The organism is Jeotgalibacillus sp. ET6 (assembly GCF_029667115.1).
Lineage (GTDB): Bacteria > Bacillota > Bacilli > Bacillales > Jeotgalibacillaceae > Jeotgalibacillus.
Window position 1 is genome coordinate 435186 of sequence record NZ_JARUIU010000003.1, and the last position, 14778, is coordinate 449963.

Sequence of the window (14778 nt, forward strand, 5' to 3'; positions counted from 1 at the left end):
TTATACATTTTTTATATGGGGTAAAGTGGAAGAAAAAGAGGAACAGGGAAGGGAGATTTCATGACAACGTTAAAGGATAGGAGATATGCCCATGAAGACCGCTCTTATCATTCTGCCCGCAATTTTTGGTCAGGGTTTTTAGTCGGTCTGGGCTTTGTTGCTTTTTTTGATGAAACGGTTTTTCATCAGCTGCTTCATTGGCATCATTTCTACGATCGTTCTACAACCGATGTGGGTCTGGTATCCGATGGACTTTTTCATGCATTTAGCTGGTTTGCTACTGTGGGAGGACTGTTTTTAGTTGCAGATCTGAGAAGGCGGAAAGCATTCTGGAAAAAAAGATGGATTGGCGGTATTTTTTTAGGTGCAGGTATTTTTCAGCTGTATGACGGAACCATTCAGCATAAAGTGCTTCGCATCCACCAGATCCGTTACGTTGAAAATGTGGTGATCTATGATGTGATTTGGAATGCAACCGCAGTTGTGATGATCATTATTGGCGCCTATCTTGTGGCAAAAACACGACCAAAAATGTAGGAGGAGTAAGCTGATATGCATGATCATCATACACACGAAGCTGCAGGCTGGGTTTGGACGGACCTTGCAGGGTTTCTTCCTTTTGCAGCGGCCATTGCTTTATACATATCAGCCGCCATTCTTTCAAGCCGGCAGCGCAGAAAATGGCCGAATTACCGCACGGTGCTTTGGGTACTTGGGGTACTCTGTGCAGCCGCGGCTGTAACAGGCCCACTTGCAGAGCGCGCGCATACTGATTTTACGGCTCATATGCTGGGCCATTTGCTGCTTGGCATGCTCGCACCGCTTTTGCTTGTCCTTTCAGCACCCATGACGTTATTTTTGCGGTCGGTCCCTGTTTCTCTCGGCAGAAAAACATCCGGACTTTTAAAAAGCCGGCCGGTCCGCTTTTTAAGTGATCCGATCACAGCATCCGTATTAAATATCGGAGGGCTGTGGCTGCTTTACACAACCACTCTCTATTCTGCGATGCACGATTCCCTGCTACTACATATTGTCATCCATTTTCATGTGTTTGCAGCGGGATATTTATTTACTATCTCCATGATTTATATTGATCCAGCCAGCCATCGCACACCCTTTCTTTACAGGGCTGTCGTTTTAATTGCGGCTTTGGCCGGGCACGGAATTTTATCGAAATATATCTATGCCAATCCCCCTGCAGGCGTGGCTCCCCAACAGGCAGAGTCAGGCGGTATGCTGATGTATTATGGCGGGGATGCCATTGATGTGATGATTATCATCATTTTATGCTATCAATGGTATAAAGCAGCGAAGCCCCGCACATCGTCATACGAAATGAAAACAAGCGAAGGCGCTGTTCAGTAGCGCCTTCACTTTTATCCTTATTCCGAGCCGGACTCTAATTCTGAGGGATCCAGCTGCAGGATGGTTTCAGAATACCCGCTTGAAAACCCGCTTTGTCCCATTGTTTGATTCAGTTCCGCTATTTCATTCTGGCTGTTATAAGGGATCCACCCGTAGGTGAAGTGCATCTGAGGATTATTACTAAACATGTCTACTGGCGCTCCACCCTCCCGTGTTAAAGCCTCTTGATAACTTGTCATATAGGTTCCCCAATCTGAAGGGATTTTCATAGAACCATAGGATTTCTCAAATTCAATCTCTTCTTTCATTTGAACGCGGGGAGTATACATCTGCTCTCCTTGTAAAACTTGAAAATTGCGCCTTCTGGTCAGGTAAAAAGCGGCCCTTTTAACCTCGTCATCCGGATGCAGATTCCAGAGGACGTACTGACTTGCCGGATCCCCTGCATTAGTTGTGACTATACTGGGTTCTCCGGAAGAGCTGATCAAAATAAGTTCCCAATCATTCAACTTCCACTCCCAATAAGCGACGCCATACTGATTTCTGTCCGAACGAAACGGGACAAATACGTGCCGGTCAGTTAAAAAATCAATATCTAAAATTTCTTGTGTTTTTCCATTTTGAAACTGGCTGTCGATTTCATTGATAATCCGGTCCTCCGACATAAAAGAATCCGGGTTTTTTACCACAGCTGAATAATATAAGCCCCCGGCTGTTACCAGGATCAGGGGAACGGCAATCAGTAGCCACTTCCACTTTTTACGCATTAATTTTCCCCTCCCTGCAAAATGGATTGGTCCGTCCGAAAATACCGCTGCTCTGCACCATTTGTGACCAAGAACCCTTTGCCGTCTTCTTCAATGTACACAATAGAAGAAAATCCGCTTCCCCATTTCGCAGAAACCCCAGCCAGCTGATAAGGAAACCGTTCGCTGCGGTCTTCTATCTCCTGGTCAACCTCCGTCTCGTAATACCACTCTTCACTTTGAACAGACTTGGGATTTGATTTTTCCAGCTGCTCACCAAAAATTTCTTTATTAAGAGTTGAGCTGCCAGCGGATGGATGAAGGGCGATAAGAGAAGCATCGTCAATCTTGCTGATGTATGTAGTGAGCTGATTCTCAGGATAGATCAGGCTTTGCGCAGGAATAGTTAACAAAGTCAGGATTAAAAAAACGAAATTTGCTCCAAATCCAAGCCATGCAAATGCACGATAGCGATGCCAGGACGATTCTCTTTTCCGTAATAGAAAAATTAACATCCATACGCCCAGAGGAAAAATAGGCAGACCGATTATTTCACCGAAAACAGGAAAATTGATTGAAAACGAAAAAAGCCCCACTGCGATCGCGATGACCGCCTTCCAAATCGAAACGTCGTTCTCTTCTTTCTTTTTATATAAGCGAAGGGCGAATAGAAGAATAATGCCCCAGCCTAAGACCAATGCCAATTGATCAACCAAACTAATGATCGGATCTCCCCCCTTTTTTTGCTGCAGCTGCCTGTCAAAGAATAAGCTGACGATCGGCAGATGATACTGTACTTACCAGTGAATGTTCTTATGCTAATGGTAAAGAAACCCAATGGCGGATGCAAGGATCAATTATGGAAAAGGAATCATTTATACAGCCTGTGAAAAGAGGCGGAAAAAAGGTCACATTTTCGTTAGGAATCAATCAAATCAGAAGAATAAGAGGACAAAAACAGGTATGATGAATGAGAGCTGTTAAAAAGAATCATGTTTAAATTTATCTAGTCAGGAGATATGGTATGGAAGAAAAACAAACAAGCTTAAAGCCTTTTATTTCTCTTATATTATCCACCAAAATACCAAAGGCGGCACTGACCATCGGGCTTGTCGGGAGTATAGTCACCACACTTGTCGGTTTAATGATCCCATTGCTGACACGCGAACTTGTTGATGGATTTTCAGTAGAATCGCTCAGTGTTGGATTAATTGTATTGATCGGAGCCGTTTTTATCATTCAGGCGCTGACGGACGGATTTTCAACGTATTTACTTGGTTATGTCGGTCAAAAAGTTGTAGCTAACATGCGGGAAATGATGTGGAAGAAGCTGATTCGGCTGCCTGTCAGTTATTTTGATAAAAAAGCAAGCGGAGAATCTGTCAGCAGGGTAGTGAATGACACCGGGATTGTAAAAGATCTGATCTCCCAGCATTTCCCTCAGTTTATTACAGGGATCATTACGATTATTGGCGCCGTTATCATTCTTCTTTTCATGGACTGGAGAATGACACTGTTAATGTTAATTTCGGTTCCTGTGACCGTTGGCATCATGCTGCCCCTCGGAAAGAAAATGAATAAAATTTCCAAGGGACTTCAGGATGAAACAGCTGTTTTTACTGGGAGTATTCAGCAGACATTGAGTGAAATTCGGTTAATGAAAGCTTCCAATGCAGAGGTGGCGGAAGGTTCTAAAGGAACTGCGGGAATTCAAACGCTGTTTTCTTACGGATTAAAGGAAATGCGGATTTTCGCCATGATTGGTCCTTTAATTTACCTGGTTGTCATGGTCGTCATTGTAGTCATCATTGGTTATGGTGGAATCCGTGTTGCGGAAGGCTCTATGAGCACTGGTTCACTCGTCGCCTTTTTACTTTATTTATTCCAGATTGTTTTTCCTATTACATCCTTTGCTATGTTCTTCACTCAGCTCCAAAAAGCAAAAGGAGCAACTGAACGGATTATTGAAATTATTGAGCTGCCTTTAGAAAAGGGACGAACAGGACTTGATGTCGATATCACCAACCAGCCGGTTCGTGTACAGGGTGTATCATTTTCATATGATGAAAATGAACCGATTTTAAGAGGTGTTTCCTTTGAAGCGCAGCCGGGTGAAATGGTTGCCTTTGCCGGACCAAGCGGCGGCGGGAAAACGACGATGTTTGGGTTAATCGAACGTTTTTATGAGCCGACAAGCGGAAGAATTTTAATTGGGGACACCCCGATCGAAGACCTTTCGATGGATTCCTGGAGAAGTCAGATCGGCTATGTTTCACAGGACAGTCCAATGATGGCTGGAACCATTCGTGAAAATCTGTGCTACGGGCTTGAGGAAAAAGAGCAGATTACAGATGACCGCTTATGGGAAGTAGCCGAAATGGCCTATGCTGCTCCGTTTATCAGAGAATTTCCAAAGGGATTGGATACAGAAGTAGGAGAACGCGGGGTGAAGCTTTCAGGAGGTCAAAGGCAGCGGATCGCAATTGCCCGCGCATTTTTGCGGGATCCTAAAATCCTGATGATGGATGAAGCAACAGCGAGCCTCGACAGCCAGTCAGAAGGCATTGTTCAGCAGGCCCTCGCGCGTCTGATGGAAGGAAGAACCACATTTGTCATCGCGCATAGACTTTCCACCATCGTAGACTCAGACAAAATCATTTTTATTGAAAAAGGTGAAATCACAGGAATCGGCACGCACGCTGAGCTTGTGGCAAACCATGATCTGTACCGTGAGTTTGCTGAACAGCAGCTTACCTAAACCAAAAAGGAGCCTGGGAAAAAACTTTTTTTAGGCTCCTTGACCGGTTCACTGCGCTTCAGCCGGACGCTTTCCGCAGGGACGGTGGCTTGAGCCTTTTCAGGGCAAGGCCCAGTAAAGTCTCAGCTTGCCGTCATATCTTGCAGGAGTCGCCTCCCTCCGCTCCGCTCACCTCATACCTATAAATATATACTCCCTCATTAGTAAACTTTTTTAGTAATACCCAAACTCTTTTTTACAGGCCAGGAGCAGTGATGCTTTCACAAACGCTCTTACCGTTGTGATTTAAACGCGCAGGAGTTCACGTATATCTTCCTCTGTTAACGCAGCTGATTCATTTTTGTCACGATCAATCAGCTCTTCAATTAAATGCCGCTTTTTGTCCTGCAGTTCGTTCATTTTTTCCTCGATGGTTCCCCGGGCGATGAGCTTAATCACTTGAACAGCTTTTTTCTGCCCCATCCGGTGAGCACGGTCGGCAGCCTGTTCTTCTACTGCCGGATTCCACCATGTATCGTACAAGATGACGGTATCGGCCCCCGTTAAATTCAGCCCTGTCCCCCCTGCTTTCAGAGATACCAGGATCAGCTCACGTTCCCCTTCATTAAATTTCCGGCAAATATCTACTCTTTCATCTGATGGCGTCTTGCCGTCTAAATAGAAAAAGGAACGGCCCTGCAGCGTTAATTCTTTGCCGATCATGCCAAGCATCTTTGTAAATTGTGAAAATACCAGCACTCTTCTGCCTGACATTCTCGATTCTTCTAAAAGCTGAAGAAGCTGTTCAAACTTAGCTGATTTTCCTGTGTAGCCATCCACAAAAAGAGCGGGATGACAGCAGATTTGACGGAGTCTTGTCAGCCCTGCCAGGATTTTAATGCGATTTTTCCTGAGTGTGTCTTTATCCAGATGCTTTAATGTATCATGCCGCAGCTTAGCCAGATAGGCTGCATACAGTTTTTTCTGCTCCGGCAACAGTTCCTTTGATTCAAGCAGCTCCAGTTTTTCCGGCAGCTCCTCCAGTACATCCTCTTTCATTCTGCGTAGCATAAAAGGACGGACTCGTCTGGCGATGGTTTTACGGGTTAGATGACTGTATTCTTTCAGCCCTTGAAATAGCTCCGGAAAAACAACGTGAAAAATCGACCACAGCTCTTCAATCGAATTTTCAACAGGGGTTCCGGTAAGGGCAAAGCGGTGGTCTGCCTGCACTCTTTTTACCGCACGCGCTGTTTGTGTGACAGGATTTTTAAACGCCTGTGCTTCATCAAAGAAGACGGTATGAAACTTTTTTTCTTCAAACCACTTTACATCTTTTCGAAGCAAGGGGTACGAAGTGATCAGCACGTCGACAGGATCGGATTCCTTTTGTATTTCCTCTCTCTCAGCAGCACTTCCATCAAGCACAACTGCTTCAAGCTCCGGTGCAAACTGCATAAATTCTTTCAGCCAGTTATACGTAACAGATGACGGACACACAATAAGAGCCTGCTGATTGTTTTGACGCATGACCGGCAGCTCCGATACTAAATAGGCAATGCTTTGAAGCGTTTTGCCAAGCCCCATATCATCTGCCAGAATACCGCCGAAGCCATAGCCCGCCAAAAGCTTCAGCCAATTGTAGCCGTTCTTTTGATAGTCTCTCAGCACCGGCTTAAGAGATTCCGGCAGTTCAAAGGTCAATTGCTCGGGATGCTCCATTTGAGAGAGGAATTGCTTGAACGACTGCTCCAGCTGTACGAGATTTTGATCTTCTATGCTGTCAAGCAGACGCAATCCCTTTACCAGGGGCATTTCAAACTCTTTTTCCAGTTCTTCAGGCTGAATGGGCGCTGCATGTAAAAAGCGTCTGATTTCGTCTATTTCCTTTGTTTCCAGGGAAAAAAGAGAGCCATTGCGCAAACGGTAATACGTTCTTTTTTCTTCAAGAGCTGCCAAAAGCGCACGGATTTCTCTTTCGGGAAAGCCTTCCATTTCAAATTTAAATTCAAGCCAGTTTGTCCGTTCCTTTTTAATCCTTACACTGATTTTCGGCGGTGCGTGTTCACGGAAGATCCGGTTTCGAATGGCTGTGGTTGCGTACAGCTGAACGAGACCTTGCATTTTAGGAACCATATGGTGCAGAAATTGATATTCCAGCGCTTCATTATGAAGATAATAGCCACTGTCCGTTTCGGTAAACTCACTTTCTTTCATCATCTGCAGGATTTCTTCTTCTTTTTCTTTCTCCCTGGCAAGAAGTGAGCCGGTCCAGCGTTTTTGATCTTCAAGCGGGTTAATCGTCACTTCACCATAACAGAATTCGAGTCCTGCCAGCAGACGGTCCTTTACACGGTCAAGATACAGCTTTGCTTTCAGTGGTTTTTTTTCAAATGAACCTGAAGGCAGCCCATGAAGTACAACGTCGCCCAGCTTTTTAAGTCCCGGCACTACTTTTTCTAAAAAAAGATCGACTTGTTCTGGCGGAACCGGTATGCGGCTTGCTTTGGACGCATCAAGCATGCTTTTTAAATCATTCAGCCGCTTGCTGTCCTCTTCTTTCAGCTCAACCCACTCCCCGTCTGCTATGACAGCAAAATAGGGCTGCATAAGGACCAGTTCATGCATTCCGTTGATCGCAAGCTGATAGCGCTCATCTTCGGACTTTGTTAAAACAAACTGCAATGGCAGCCTGTCATCTGACACTTGCAGGCCTTGAACCGTCTTGTTCCGGTAGACAAGCGTTACATCCGGTGATTTCAATAGGGAAGGTTTTATGGCTTTCCACGCAGAAGGCGGTATTGCCATTAAATGAGTTCCTGCGGTGTTCGCCATATTTTGATAGAGAGAATCATTATTTAAGGTATCATCCTTCAACGCATCGACCAGCTGCGAGATCACTGCGTCTGATACGGGGTCAAAGTAGTGCTCTGACGTGTCGTATATAACGGTTGATGAAACGCTGAATGGAGTCCGTTCTTTTACATGCTGAAGAAATGCACGAATTTCTTTTACGGGAGCGTCCTCAATTTTCGCTTCAACGGCAATCAGGTTCTCCCCTTTTTTTACCGCAATGGGAGACAAAATGAAATGCACTTCTATTTTTTTGCGGGTTTCAAAATGAGGCTGCTGCCCGCTTCCTCTTGAAGCTTCGCCTGTAAAAAGTGTCATCAGGCCCTCTGTTAATTCATGCCGGTCAGATGGTTCAGTCGTAATGGATTCAGGTAGTGCCTGGGATCCCTTCTTCTCTTCTTCTAGCATCCACAGCAAAACAGCTGCCGTATGCTGACAGTCTTTATCATAGGAAGCAAGTGTTGGACAGCTGCAGGAAGCCTCATAGCCACTACCGTTTTGGTTTATGGTTACGTAAAACTCCTCTTTTGCTGAGACAACCGCCTCACATGCTGTGTCACTGTATCTTTTTATATGTACTTTATTCGAACGGTAAAAAGCCTCCCCCCGGCTGAAGGAGACGGTTCCACAGTTTTCTTTAATGATTTTTTTATTCAGCCGTATGTTCACCAGGCCGCACTCCTTTCCGAGAGGCAAGATCTTAAGACTTATCATAACATGGCACCATTGAAGAGGCAGGATTCAATTTCGGGCTATCATAACGAAGTAAGCTTAACCTAAAAAACCACCCGTCATCCTGAAACAGGGCGACTGGTGGTTTTATTAGCTTAAAATAATGTCTTTTTTTCGGCTTTGAAGACCATCAGGGTTATCCGGGCTTGAAAGGTTTTTTAACCTGCTGCCTTAGTATGCCCCTTGCGAATAGGTCATCTCATAGCTGTGCGTATAAATTTCAAAGATATTTCCAAATGGATCTTCTACATAGACCATCTTATATGGCTTATCATTTGGATAGTATTCACGGATTGGCATACGCTGCTTTCCTCCGTGGGCAAGAATTTTTTTTACCAGTCCTTCAATATCCGGATCCTGGACACAGAAATGAAAGATGCCGGTTTTCCAATACTCGAAATTATTGTCCGGCTTTTCACTTTGAGGAAATTCAAATAATTCAATGCCAATTTTATCACCTGTTGAAAGGTGGGCAATTCGAAATTCCTCCCAGTCCTTCCCGAATACGTCACGGCACATTTGACCAATTGGCGTATCATCATTGTAGACAGGTGATGGCTCCATCAGAATATACCATCCGAAGACCTCTTTATAGAATGTTACTGCTGCATCTAAATCTGGCACAGATAAACCAATATGTGAAAAGTTTCTTGGATACGTTGTCATAAACACTGCCTCCTTTTTGATTTGACTCCCTTAGTATAAACGGGTATTCTTCTACAAAATAGAATGCACTTTTTGGGAAGATACTATCCAAAAAGGTAGTATTGGAGGGAACAATACAGTGTCACATGAAATTGAGGTTGATGAAAACGGGAAGCTGAAATGCTCCATTGAATATACGTTAAATAAAGTCGGAGGAAAATGGAAGCTCGTCATTCTCTGGCATGTCTTGACGGATGGAACCCAGCGGTATAATGCGCTGAGAAGACTGCTTCCCGGCATTACCCATAAAATGCTCAGCCAGCAGCTCAAGGAACTTGAACAGGACGGACTAATCATCCGGACACAATACAACGAAATGCCTCCAAAAGTAGAATATTCCATTTCTGAAAAAGGACGCACATTAAAGCCTGTGCTTGAAGCGATGCATGAATGGGGGACCGGGGAGGGCAGATGATTGGGGATATCCCATAAGTCTCTAAATAGAACCGCGGGACAAATGTGTTTAAGGCTATTTGACCGGTTTGCTGAATTTAAGGTATACGCTTCAGCAGGGACGGTTGGTTGAGACTTCTTTTGCCTGGCAAAAGTCTCAAGCAACCGTCACCTCTGAATAAAATTTCTTCGGGCACCCCATCAAAACCATTTTTTCTCTACGCTGTGAATCTTTTTAGCTGAGAAAATAAACAATTCCGATCACTGCTGCAAAGAGCGCTGCAGCAGCTGCCATAAACTGAATAAACCCTTTTTTGGATAAAGATCCATTGCTTGTATTACGCCTGGTTACTGAAAAAAGCAATAAAAAGCCTATAAGAGCCAGCACAGGAAACAGCCACTCCATCTTCTCACCTCCTGTTAATAACGTTTTGCAAGAATTACCCATGACACAAACACAGTTGAAATTGCCAATGCAGACAGCACATTCAAGATGAGAAGTGCATCCCAGGAAATCAAATTCAATTGAAGAAGAAGGAGAAAAAGAAAAAGGTAGCCTAAAATAGCAAAATAAGAATAGTAAACTCCTTGTTTACGTATCTCCTTCATTCTTTCATCTTTTTGTTTAAATTGCGGATACAAATAGCTCATGCAAAAAGATACGACGGCAAGCGCCAACTGCATATACGCAGCGGGTAAAGGAGGAGCGTCTGCCATAATCCCCGCAAAAATTAATAAGCCCCCAAAAAACGCCAGAAAAATTCCGGCAATAAAAAACGTACGCGGATAATAATCAGTCATCAGTCACAGTCCTCCTCTTCATATATAAATATATCTTCGATGGTGGTTTGAAAGATTCTTGCAATTTGAAATGCAAGGGGAAGTGACGGAGAATAGCGGTTTTTCTCAATTGAAATAATGGTTTGCCGAGACACCTTCAGCAGCTCAGCCAGCTTATCCTGTGATAAGGATTTGCCTTTGCGATACTCCGCCAATCGGTTTTTCAATTTTTCGCACCTCCTTGTCATTCGATCATAAAGTAAAGCTTCCTTTACGTCAAGTTACCTTTACATTCTTAAAGAAAAATGCATAAAAAAAACCTCTGCAACGCAGAAGCTTTCAGCCATGAATAGAAAAGTATTTTGTTAAGCTTGTTTGTCTTCCGGTACGATCCCATTCGAGGTAAAGAGAAAAAAGTTTTTGTTCATCTCCCCCTACTCTTTGGACGAGAGAAAACACAGTCAAATAGCTTCTCCAGTAATCAAACATGATGCTTGAAAGAGAAGACTGATAGCTTTCAGAACCGAAATCATCCAGGGACCGGTGAGCATACTCTCTGCTAAATGCCTCAGCCAGTTTCCCTTCTATTTCGGTGATTTTTTTAAAGTAATTTTCCGAAAATCCATATTTACGTGGCAGGTAGAAGCACATGCCCTCCTCAAACCAGATACTGTCTGTCCGATCGTCATCGAACTCATCTACAAATAAGTCAATGTAATGGGTCAGTTCATGAGCAAGAATTTCAAACAAATCATCTTCACTAAATTGCTCATAATATGCCCGCACTTCAGGCAGATCTTTGTCCTCCAGCTGGCGCAGCATAAGCTCCTGCCAGGCATTCAGATCAGGAGTGATGTAGATAAAATCCTCCCGTGCATAAGCAGGAATTGGAATAGAAGAAAAGAATTCAGTTGCCAGCTCGCTGCTTGTCCAGATGACTCCCTTCGGACAGGTAGTTAAACGAAATTTCTTCTCCAGGAATTTTCTATATGCTTCTAAACGGTTCATCATGCGGGAAATAAGAGGTTCATATAATGCCCCCTCCTCCGCGCTTTCAAAAGCTACTATTTTTTTCACAGCAAATCGACCTTTCCTTCTATCTGCTTTAAATGGTGGCGATCATGCTCGACAAACATCCGGATAAAGCTTTCCGGTGAAAATGTTCGTTTTCCGCTGCCTATTGTAAAACTCAAGTCCTCATCTACCGCTGAAATTTTCTCCACCAATGCGTTTCGCATCCGTATAAATAAATCGATCACAGCTTTCGCCGATATACCTTCAAGGAAACGCAGTCCTTCTGCATTGTACCAGTCATGGTCAGGAAATTCAGGAAGGCGAACGCCGTCTTCCATTTCTGGCACCATTTTTTCAAAATTATACTTATCCCAATAATAAAGATGGCCTGCAATTTCTCTAATCGACCACTTTCCGTCCTGGATGGGTTCGGTTAAGAAAGCTTCCGGATACTTTTTTAATGGTTCAATGAATGAAATAGCCTTTTCAAATTGCTTTATTGTTTTATTCATTTTTCACTCTCTCCTCTTATCAGCCTTCCAGTCTTCATTCTGTTAACCGGATCTTTTATCCTCTTTCCGTTCTTTAAAACAGCTTAGATGGTTCTAAAAATAGTTTTTTATTTAAAGTCATAGGATTAAACTACAAGATTCGTTCTGTATTGAGTTATACTGAAAATGGCAAGTTATCAGATAACCATTTTAATAGATCTTATAGTGAATAGGGGATCACACATGAGTGCATATGGAAACATTCCTAAGAATATAACCTCTCTTAATGCGTTAGACAGCATCGGGGAAACGATTGTTATTGCAGATAATCAATATACAGTGATGTGGATGAACTCACATGCCAAGAAGTTATTGTCTTCGGTCGCGCCGCTGTTTGGATTGCAGGACAGCCAGGACATGATCGGAATGAGTATGAACCACTTTCATCAGCGTCCTGACTATCAGCACAAAATTATGGAACAATTAAAAGGTCCTCACCGCTCCCGCATCACGATTCGAAATCAGTTTGTCGCTGATATTGTCATTACCCCCATTATGCCAACGAAAGATTCTATAGAAGGCTATGTTGTGATGCTGATGGATGTTACCACGAAGGCTGAAGAGGAAAAAGAAAAAGAAAAACTGATTCAGGCGCTCTCTACTCCTATTTTAAAAGTGTGGAAAAACGCCATTGCCATTCCCTTAATTGGAGAATTTGATATGGAGCGTTTTGACCTGCTTATTACGAACGTCTTGGAGCGCTGTGTAAAAGACGGGATCGATTATGTCCTTTTAAGTTTACATGATGTTTATGTAGGTGAAGATGGCGTTACCCACTATTTTCAAAAATTAATAGACTGCATCAGCTTAATCGGTTCAAAATGCATTATTGTTGGCATCCCAGCTTCCCTTGCTGCCGCGATGACCAGTCTGGAACGAGATGTCCTAATTTTTTCCACCACGTACGATGGACTGCAGTATATCATTCAACATGAATAGAAGGATCGGCGCTCAAGAAACAGCTAGTTTATTGAGCGCTTATTTTTGTTATGTAACCTTGTCATAGAGCGCTTTTGTGTAGACAAGGTTCAGCCCGCACCGGATCATATTTTTATGGCTTGCGCTTGAGAATGCAGCTTCACTTGTGATGTAGGCTGCCCCTGCCTTCTTAGCCAATTCTGCTCTTTTTTGGATTAAAGCCCGCTGAATTCCTCTGCCTCTAAAGGACGGCAATACGGCAGACGATGCTAGAACTGCGACATTTTTTTCAACATATAGAGCTGCAACCCCGGCAATATGCTCTCCATCCAACGCTTTAAGAAAGTACCATCCATCGATATTCGCTAAGCATTCGTTATTATGCCTTACCCCTTCTTTAATGCTGTCGGGCAGTCCAAAGCTTTTTACATACACTTGGGCGAAATCCTCAAATTCATCGTTGCCCAGCTGCTGAATAGAAATGGAATTTTCCTGCTTTGCTTCTGCTGCTTCTTTAGAAAGTCCCATAAAGGAAGCGTGGAATCCAGATTGGAAAAATTCATGCTGACGGAGCAGCCGGAATACATCTGAGGTTGCCTCATCAGGCGTGAGTTCAATTTGAAAAGAAGTTGTGCCAAACCATGCTTCTATATCTTCTAAATTGTTTTCAGCAGTTAGGTGCCTCACCTTGTTAAAAGAAGGCCCGGGTATTCCTCCCGCCTTAAAACAAATGGCGCTTCCAAACTGGCCGGTTTCAGCCTTCATTGAATTTCGGTCAAACTGCTGAAAAGCCAGCAGTCTCGATCGCAAGGTTTGATCCTCTCCCTGCTGAACTATTTTCTGCACATTCATTCCCCTCCTCTTCGTCCTTGTATCATGCATCAAAGCTCTTACTTCATTTTCACATTCACTCCCTCCTTTTCCTACCCTGATTTTTCTTTTTTTCCTAATATTTTCTTTTAATAGGTTTATATAACCACTCCTGTGGAACTATATAATAGATTTTAATTACATATTGTAGGAGGAATACGATGAAAAAGTATTGGATGGCAGCACTATTGGGATCTATGATGGTTTTGGGCGCCTGCAGCTCAGAGGATGCACAGGAAGAAACGGACAACACAGCTGAGGCAGAAGAAGCTCCTGAAACAGAGACGGCTGAAGAAAACGAAGAAGCTGCAGAAGGCAGTGAAACAGAGGAAGCGGAAGAAGCAGAAGAGTCATCTGACGAAGCGGCTGACGAAGCAGTAGAAACAGAAGAAACATCATCAGAGGACTCCTCAAGCAGTGCAGTGGTTGAAGTAGATACAGATGGTGCTCTTGAGGAAGAATACACAGAAGAAAACGAAGAACAAAAAGTAACATTCGTTTACCAGGATACCGAAGTGGGTCATACCGGTGAAGTTGGACCCATTGAGTTTTCAATAGATGCCGTTGAACTTGTTTCGATTGAAATTAAAGATGAAATGATGGCTGCACAATGGGAGCGTGAGGTTGGCGATGAAATTCATGCGTTTGCCATTGCAATGGGCTTTGAAAACACCGTAGATCAGGATTTGGATTTCTTTGTTCCAGGAATAAAAGCCATCACCAACACGAAGGAACAGCTTCAAACGGATTACTCCATGAGTGAACACCCTGATACACAATTCCTGGGTCAGGTGGCCCACGACGGAGTTCTTGTCTATGTACTTGAAAAATCGACCGTTCAGGAACTGGAAACCATCGAACTTCGTATTCCTACTGCGTCTGATGCAGACTATGTAGAATATGGTGAAGAACAAAGAGTAAAGCTTCTTATTAATCAGTAAAGGTAAATAAACCTGCAGACGAAACCCTAAGAGATGGTTTCAAGCTGCAGGTTTTTCTATAGCTAATAAAAATTGTCCAATCCACTCTTAACCGTTACCCTCTTACCTGCCCCCACCCAATCTTCCAATGACAACTTCTTTTGTCAGCCCTTTCCAAACATTTTTTCCCACTA

16 protein-coding genes are annotated in these 14778 nt (G+C 43.5%); 6 read left to right on the plus strand and 10 right to left on the minus strand.

Going from position 1 to position 14778, the window contains the following annotated elements; genetic code table 11:
• The first annotated feature begins 60 nt into the window (after window positions 1-60).
• Together P6709_RS11035 and P6709_RS11040 are read left to right on the plus strand one after the other, a co-directional pair.
• Window positions 61-537 carry a DUF2243 domain-containing protein gene (locus P6709_RS11035; RefSeq protein ID WP_278240981.1) on the plus strand — a complete coding sequence of 159 codons (477 nt, stop codon included), beginning with the start codon at window positions 61-63 and terminating at the stop codon, window positions 535-537.
• A gap of 15 nt (window positions 538-552) precedes the next feature.
• Window positions 553-1365 (plus strand): cytochrome c oxidase assembly protein, encoded by an 813-nt coding sequence (locus P6709_RS11040; RefSeq protein WP_278240982.1) that lies wholly within the window; start codon window positions 553-555, stop codon window positions 1363-1365.
• A gap of 17 nt (window positions 1366-1382) precedes the next feature.
• On the opposite strand, the gene P6709_RS11045 is transcribed toward P6709_RS11040, so the two are convergent.
• Window positions 1383-2132 carry a hypothetical protein gene (locus P6709_RS11045; RefSeq protein WP_278240983.1) on the minus strand — a complete coding sequence of 250 codons (750 nt, stop codon included), beginning with the start codon at window positions 2130-2132 and terminating at the stop codon, window positions 1383-1385.
• Window positions 2132-2827, minus strand: a complete 696-nt coding sequence (locus P6709_RS11050) for a hypothetical protein (RefSeq protein ID WP_278240984.1) — start codon at window positions 2825-2827, stop codon at window positions 2132-2134. Before P6709_RS11050 ends, P6709_RS11045 begins: the two co-directional genes overlap by 1 nt.
• A 308-nt stretch (window positions 2828-3135) precedes the next feature.
• Here P6709_RS11050 and P6709_RS11055 point away from each other — a divergent pair, with 308 nt between their 5' ends.
• A complete protein-coding gene (locus tag P6709_RS11055; RefSeq protein WP_278240985.1) occupies window positions 3136-4869 on the plus strand; it encodes an ABC transporter ATP-binding protein in 1734 nt (577 codons plus the stop codon).
• Window positions 4870-5154: 285 nt separating this feature from the next.
• On the opposite strand, the gene P6709_RS11060 is transcribed toward P6709_RS11055, so the two are convergent.
• Both P6709_RS11060 and P6709_RS11065 read right to left on the minus strand, forming a co-directional pair.
• Window positions 5155-8370 carry a DEAD/DEAH box helicase gene (locus P6709_RS11060; protein ID WP_278240986.1) on the minus strand — a complete coding sequence of 1072 codons (3216 nt, stop codon included), beginning with the start codon at window positions 8368-8370 and terminating at the stop codon, window positions 5155-5157.
• A 234-nt stretch (window positions 8371-8604) separates the two neighbouring features.
• Window positions 8605-9099 (minus strand): lactoylglutathione lyase family protein, encoded by a 495-nt coding sequence (locus P6709_RS11065; protein ID WP_278240987.1) that lies wholly within the window; start codon window positions 9097-9099, stop codon window positions 8605-8607.
• Window positions 9100-9217: 118 nt separating this feature from the next.
• Here P6709_RS11065 and P6709_RS11070 point away from each other — a divergent pair, with 118 nt between their 5' ends.
• A complete protein-coding gene (locus P6709_RS11070) occupies window positions 9218-9553 on the plus strand; it encodes a winged helix-turn-helix transcriptional regulator (RefSeq protein WP_278240988.1) in 336 nt (111 codons plus the stop codon).
• Between the two features lie 213 nt (window positions 9554-9766).
• Here P6709_RS11070 and P6709_RS11075 read toward each other — a convergent pair whose 3' ends face one another.
• The 5 genes from P6709_RS11075 to P6709_RS11095 form a co-directional block, all read right to left on the minus strand.
• Window positions 9767-9937 carry a hypothetical protein gene (locus P6709_RS11075; RefSeq protein ID WP_278240989.1) on the minus strand — a complete coding sequence of 57 codons (171 nt, stop codon included), beginning with the start codon at window positions 9935-9937 and terminating at the stop codon, window positions 9767-9769.
• Window positions 9938-9951: 14 nt separating this feature from the next.
• Window positions 9952-10332, minus strand: coding sequence for a permease (locus P6709_RS11080; RefSeq protein WP_278240990.1), 381 nt, complete (start codon window positions 10330-10332; stop codon window positions 9952-9954).
• Window positions 10332-10538, minus strand: coding sequence for a helix-turn-helix transcriptional regulator (locus P6709_RS11085; protein ID WP_278240991.1), 207 nt, complete (start codon window positions 10536-10538; stop codon window positions 10332-10334). Before P6709_RS11085 ends, P6709_RS11080 begins: the two co-directional genes overlap by 1 nt.
• A gap of 112 nt (window positions 10539-10650) precedes the next feature.
• Complete coding sequence (locus P6709_RS11090) at window positions 10651-11388, minus strand: hypothetical protein (RefSeq protein ID WP_278240992.1); 738 nt, start codon at window positions 11386-11388, stop codon at window positions 10651-10653.
• Complete coding sequence (locus tag P6709_RS11095) at window positions 11385-11837, minus strand: DinB family protein (RefSeq protein ID WP_278240993.1); 453 nt, start codon at window positions 11835-11837, stop codon at window positions 11385-11387. The genes P6709_RS11090 and P6709_RS11095 overlap by 4 nt, the downstream gene beginning before the upstream one ends.
• Window positions 11838-12059: 222 nt before the next feature.
• Between P6709_RS11095 and P6709_RS11100 the strand changes: the two genes are divergently transcribed.
• Window positions 12060-12815 (plus strand): RsbR, positive regulator of sigma-B, encoded by a 756-nt coding sequence (locus P6709_RS11100; RefSeq protein ID WP_278240994.1) that lies wholly within the window; start codon window positions 12060-12062, stop codon window positions 12813-12815.
• A gap of 48 nt (window positions 12816-12863) precedes the next feature.
• Here P6709_RS11100 and P6709_RS11105 read toward each other — a convergent pair whose 3' ends face one another.
• Window positions 12864-13640, minus strand: coding sequence for a GNAT family N-acetyltransferase (locus P6709_RS11105; RefSeq protein ID WP_278240995.1), 777 nt, complete (start codon window positions 13638-13640; stop codon window positions 12864-12866).
• A gap of 185 nt (window positions 13641-13825) precedes the next feature.
• Here P6709_RS11105 and P6709_RS11110 point away from each other — a divergent pair, with 185 nt between their 5' ends.
• A complete protein-coding gene (locus P6709_RS11110) occupies window positions 13826-14605 on the plus strand; it encodes a hypothetical protein (protein WP_278240996.1) in 780 nt (259 codons plus the stop codon).
• Window positions 14606-14778 lie beyond the last annotated feature (173 nt).

What these genes read in the sequence shown, in the direction of transcription:
- P6709_RS11035 (WP_278240981.1), top strand. Translation starts at nt 61, where the DNA reads ATGACAACGTTAAAGGATAGGAGATATGCCCATGAAGACCGCTCTTAT.
- P6709_RS11040 (WP_278240982.1), top strand. Translation starts at nt 553, where the DNA reads ATGCATGATCATCATACACACGAAGCTGCAGGCTGGGTTTGGACGGAC.
- P6709_RS11045 (WP_278240983.1), bottom strand. Translation starts at nt 2,132, where the DNA reads ATGCGTAAAAAGTGGAAGTGGCTACTGATTGCCGTTCCCCTGATCCTG.
- P6709_RS11055 (WP_278240985.1), top strand. Translation starts at nt 3,136, where the DNA reads ATGGAAGAAAAACAAACAAGCTTAAAGCCTTTTATTTCTCTTATATTA.
- P6709_RS11065 (WP_278240987.1), bottom strand. Translation starts at nt 9,099, where the DNA reads ATGACAACGTATCCAAGAAACTTTTCACATATTGGTTTATCTGTGCCA.
- P6709_RS11075 (WP_278240989.1), bottom strand. Translation starts at nt 9,937, where the DNA reads ATGGAGTGGCTGTTTCCTGTGCTGGCTCTTATAGGCTTTTTATTGCTT.
- P6709_RS11080 (WP_278240990.1), bottom strand. Translation starts at nt 10,332, where the DNA reads ATGACTGATTATTATCCGCGTACGTTTTTTATTGCCGGAATTTTTCTG.
- P6709_RS11095 (WP_278240993.1), bottom strand. Translation starts at nt 11,837, where the DNA reads ATGAATAAAACAATAAAGCAATTTGAAAAGGCTATTTCATTCATTGAA.
- P6709_RS11100 (WP_278240994.1), top strand. Translation starts at nt 12,060, where the DNA reads ATGAGTGCATATGGAAACATTCCTAAGAATATAACCTCTCTTAATGCG.
- P6709_RS11110 (WP_278240996.1), top strand. Translation starts at nt 13,826, where the DNA reads ATGAAAAAGTATTGGATGGCAGCACTATTGGGATCTATGATGGTTTTG.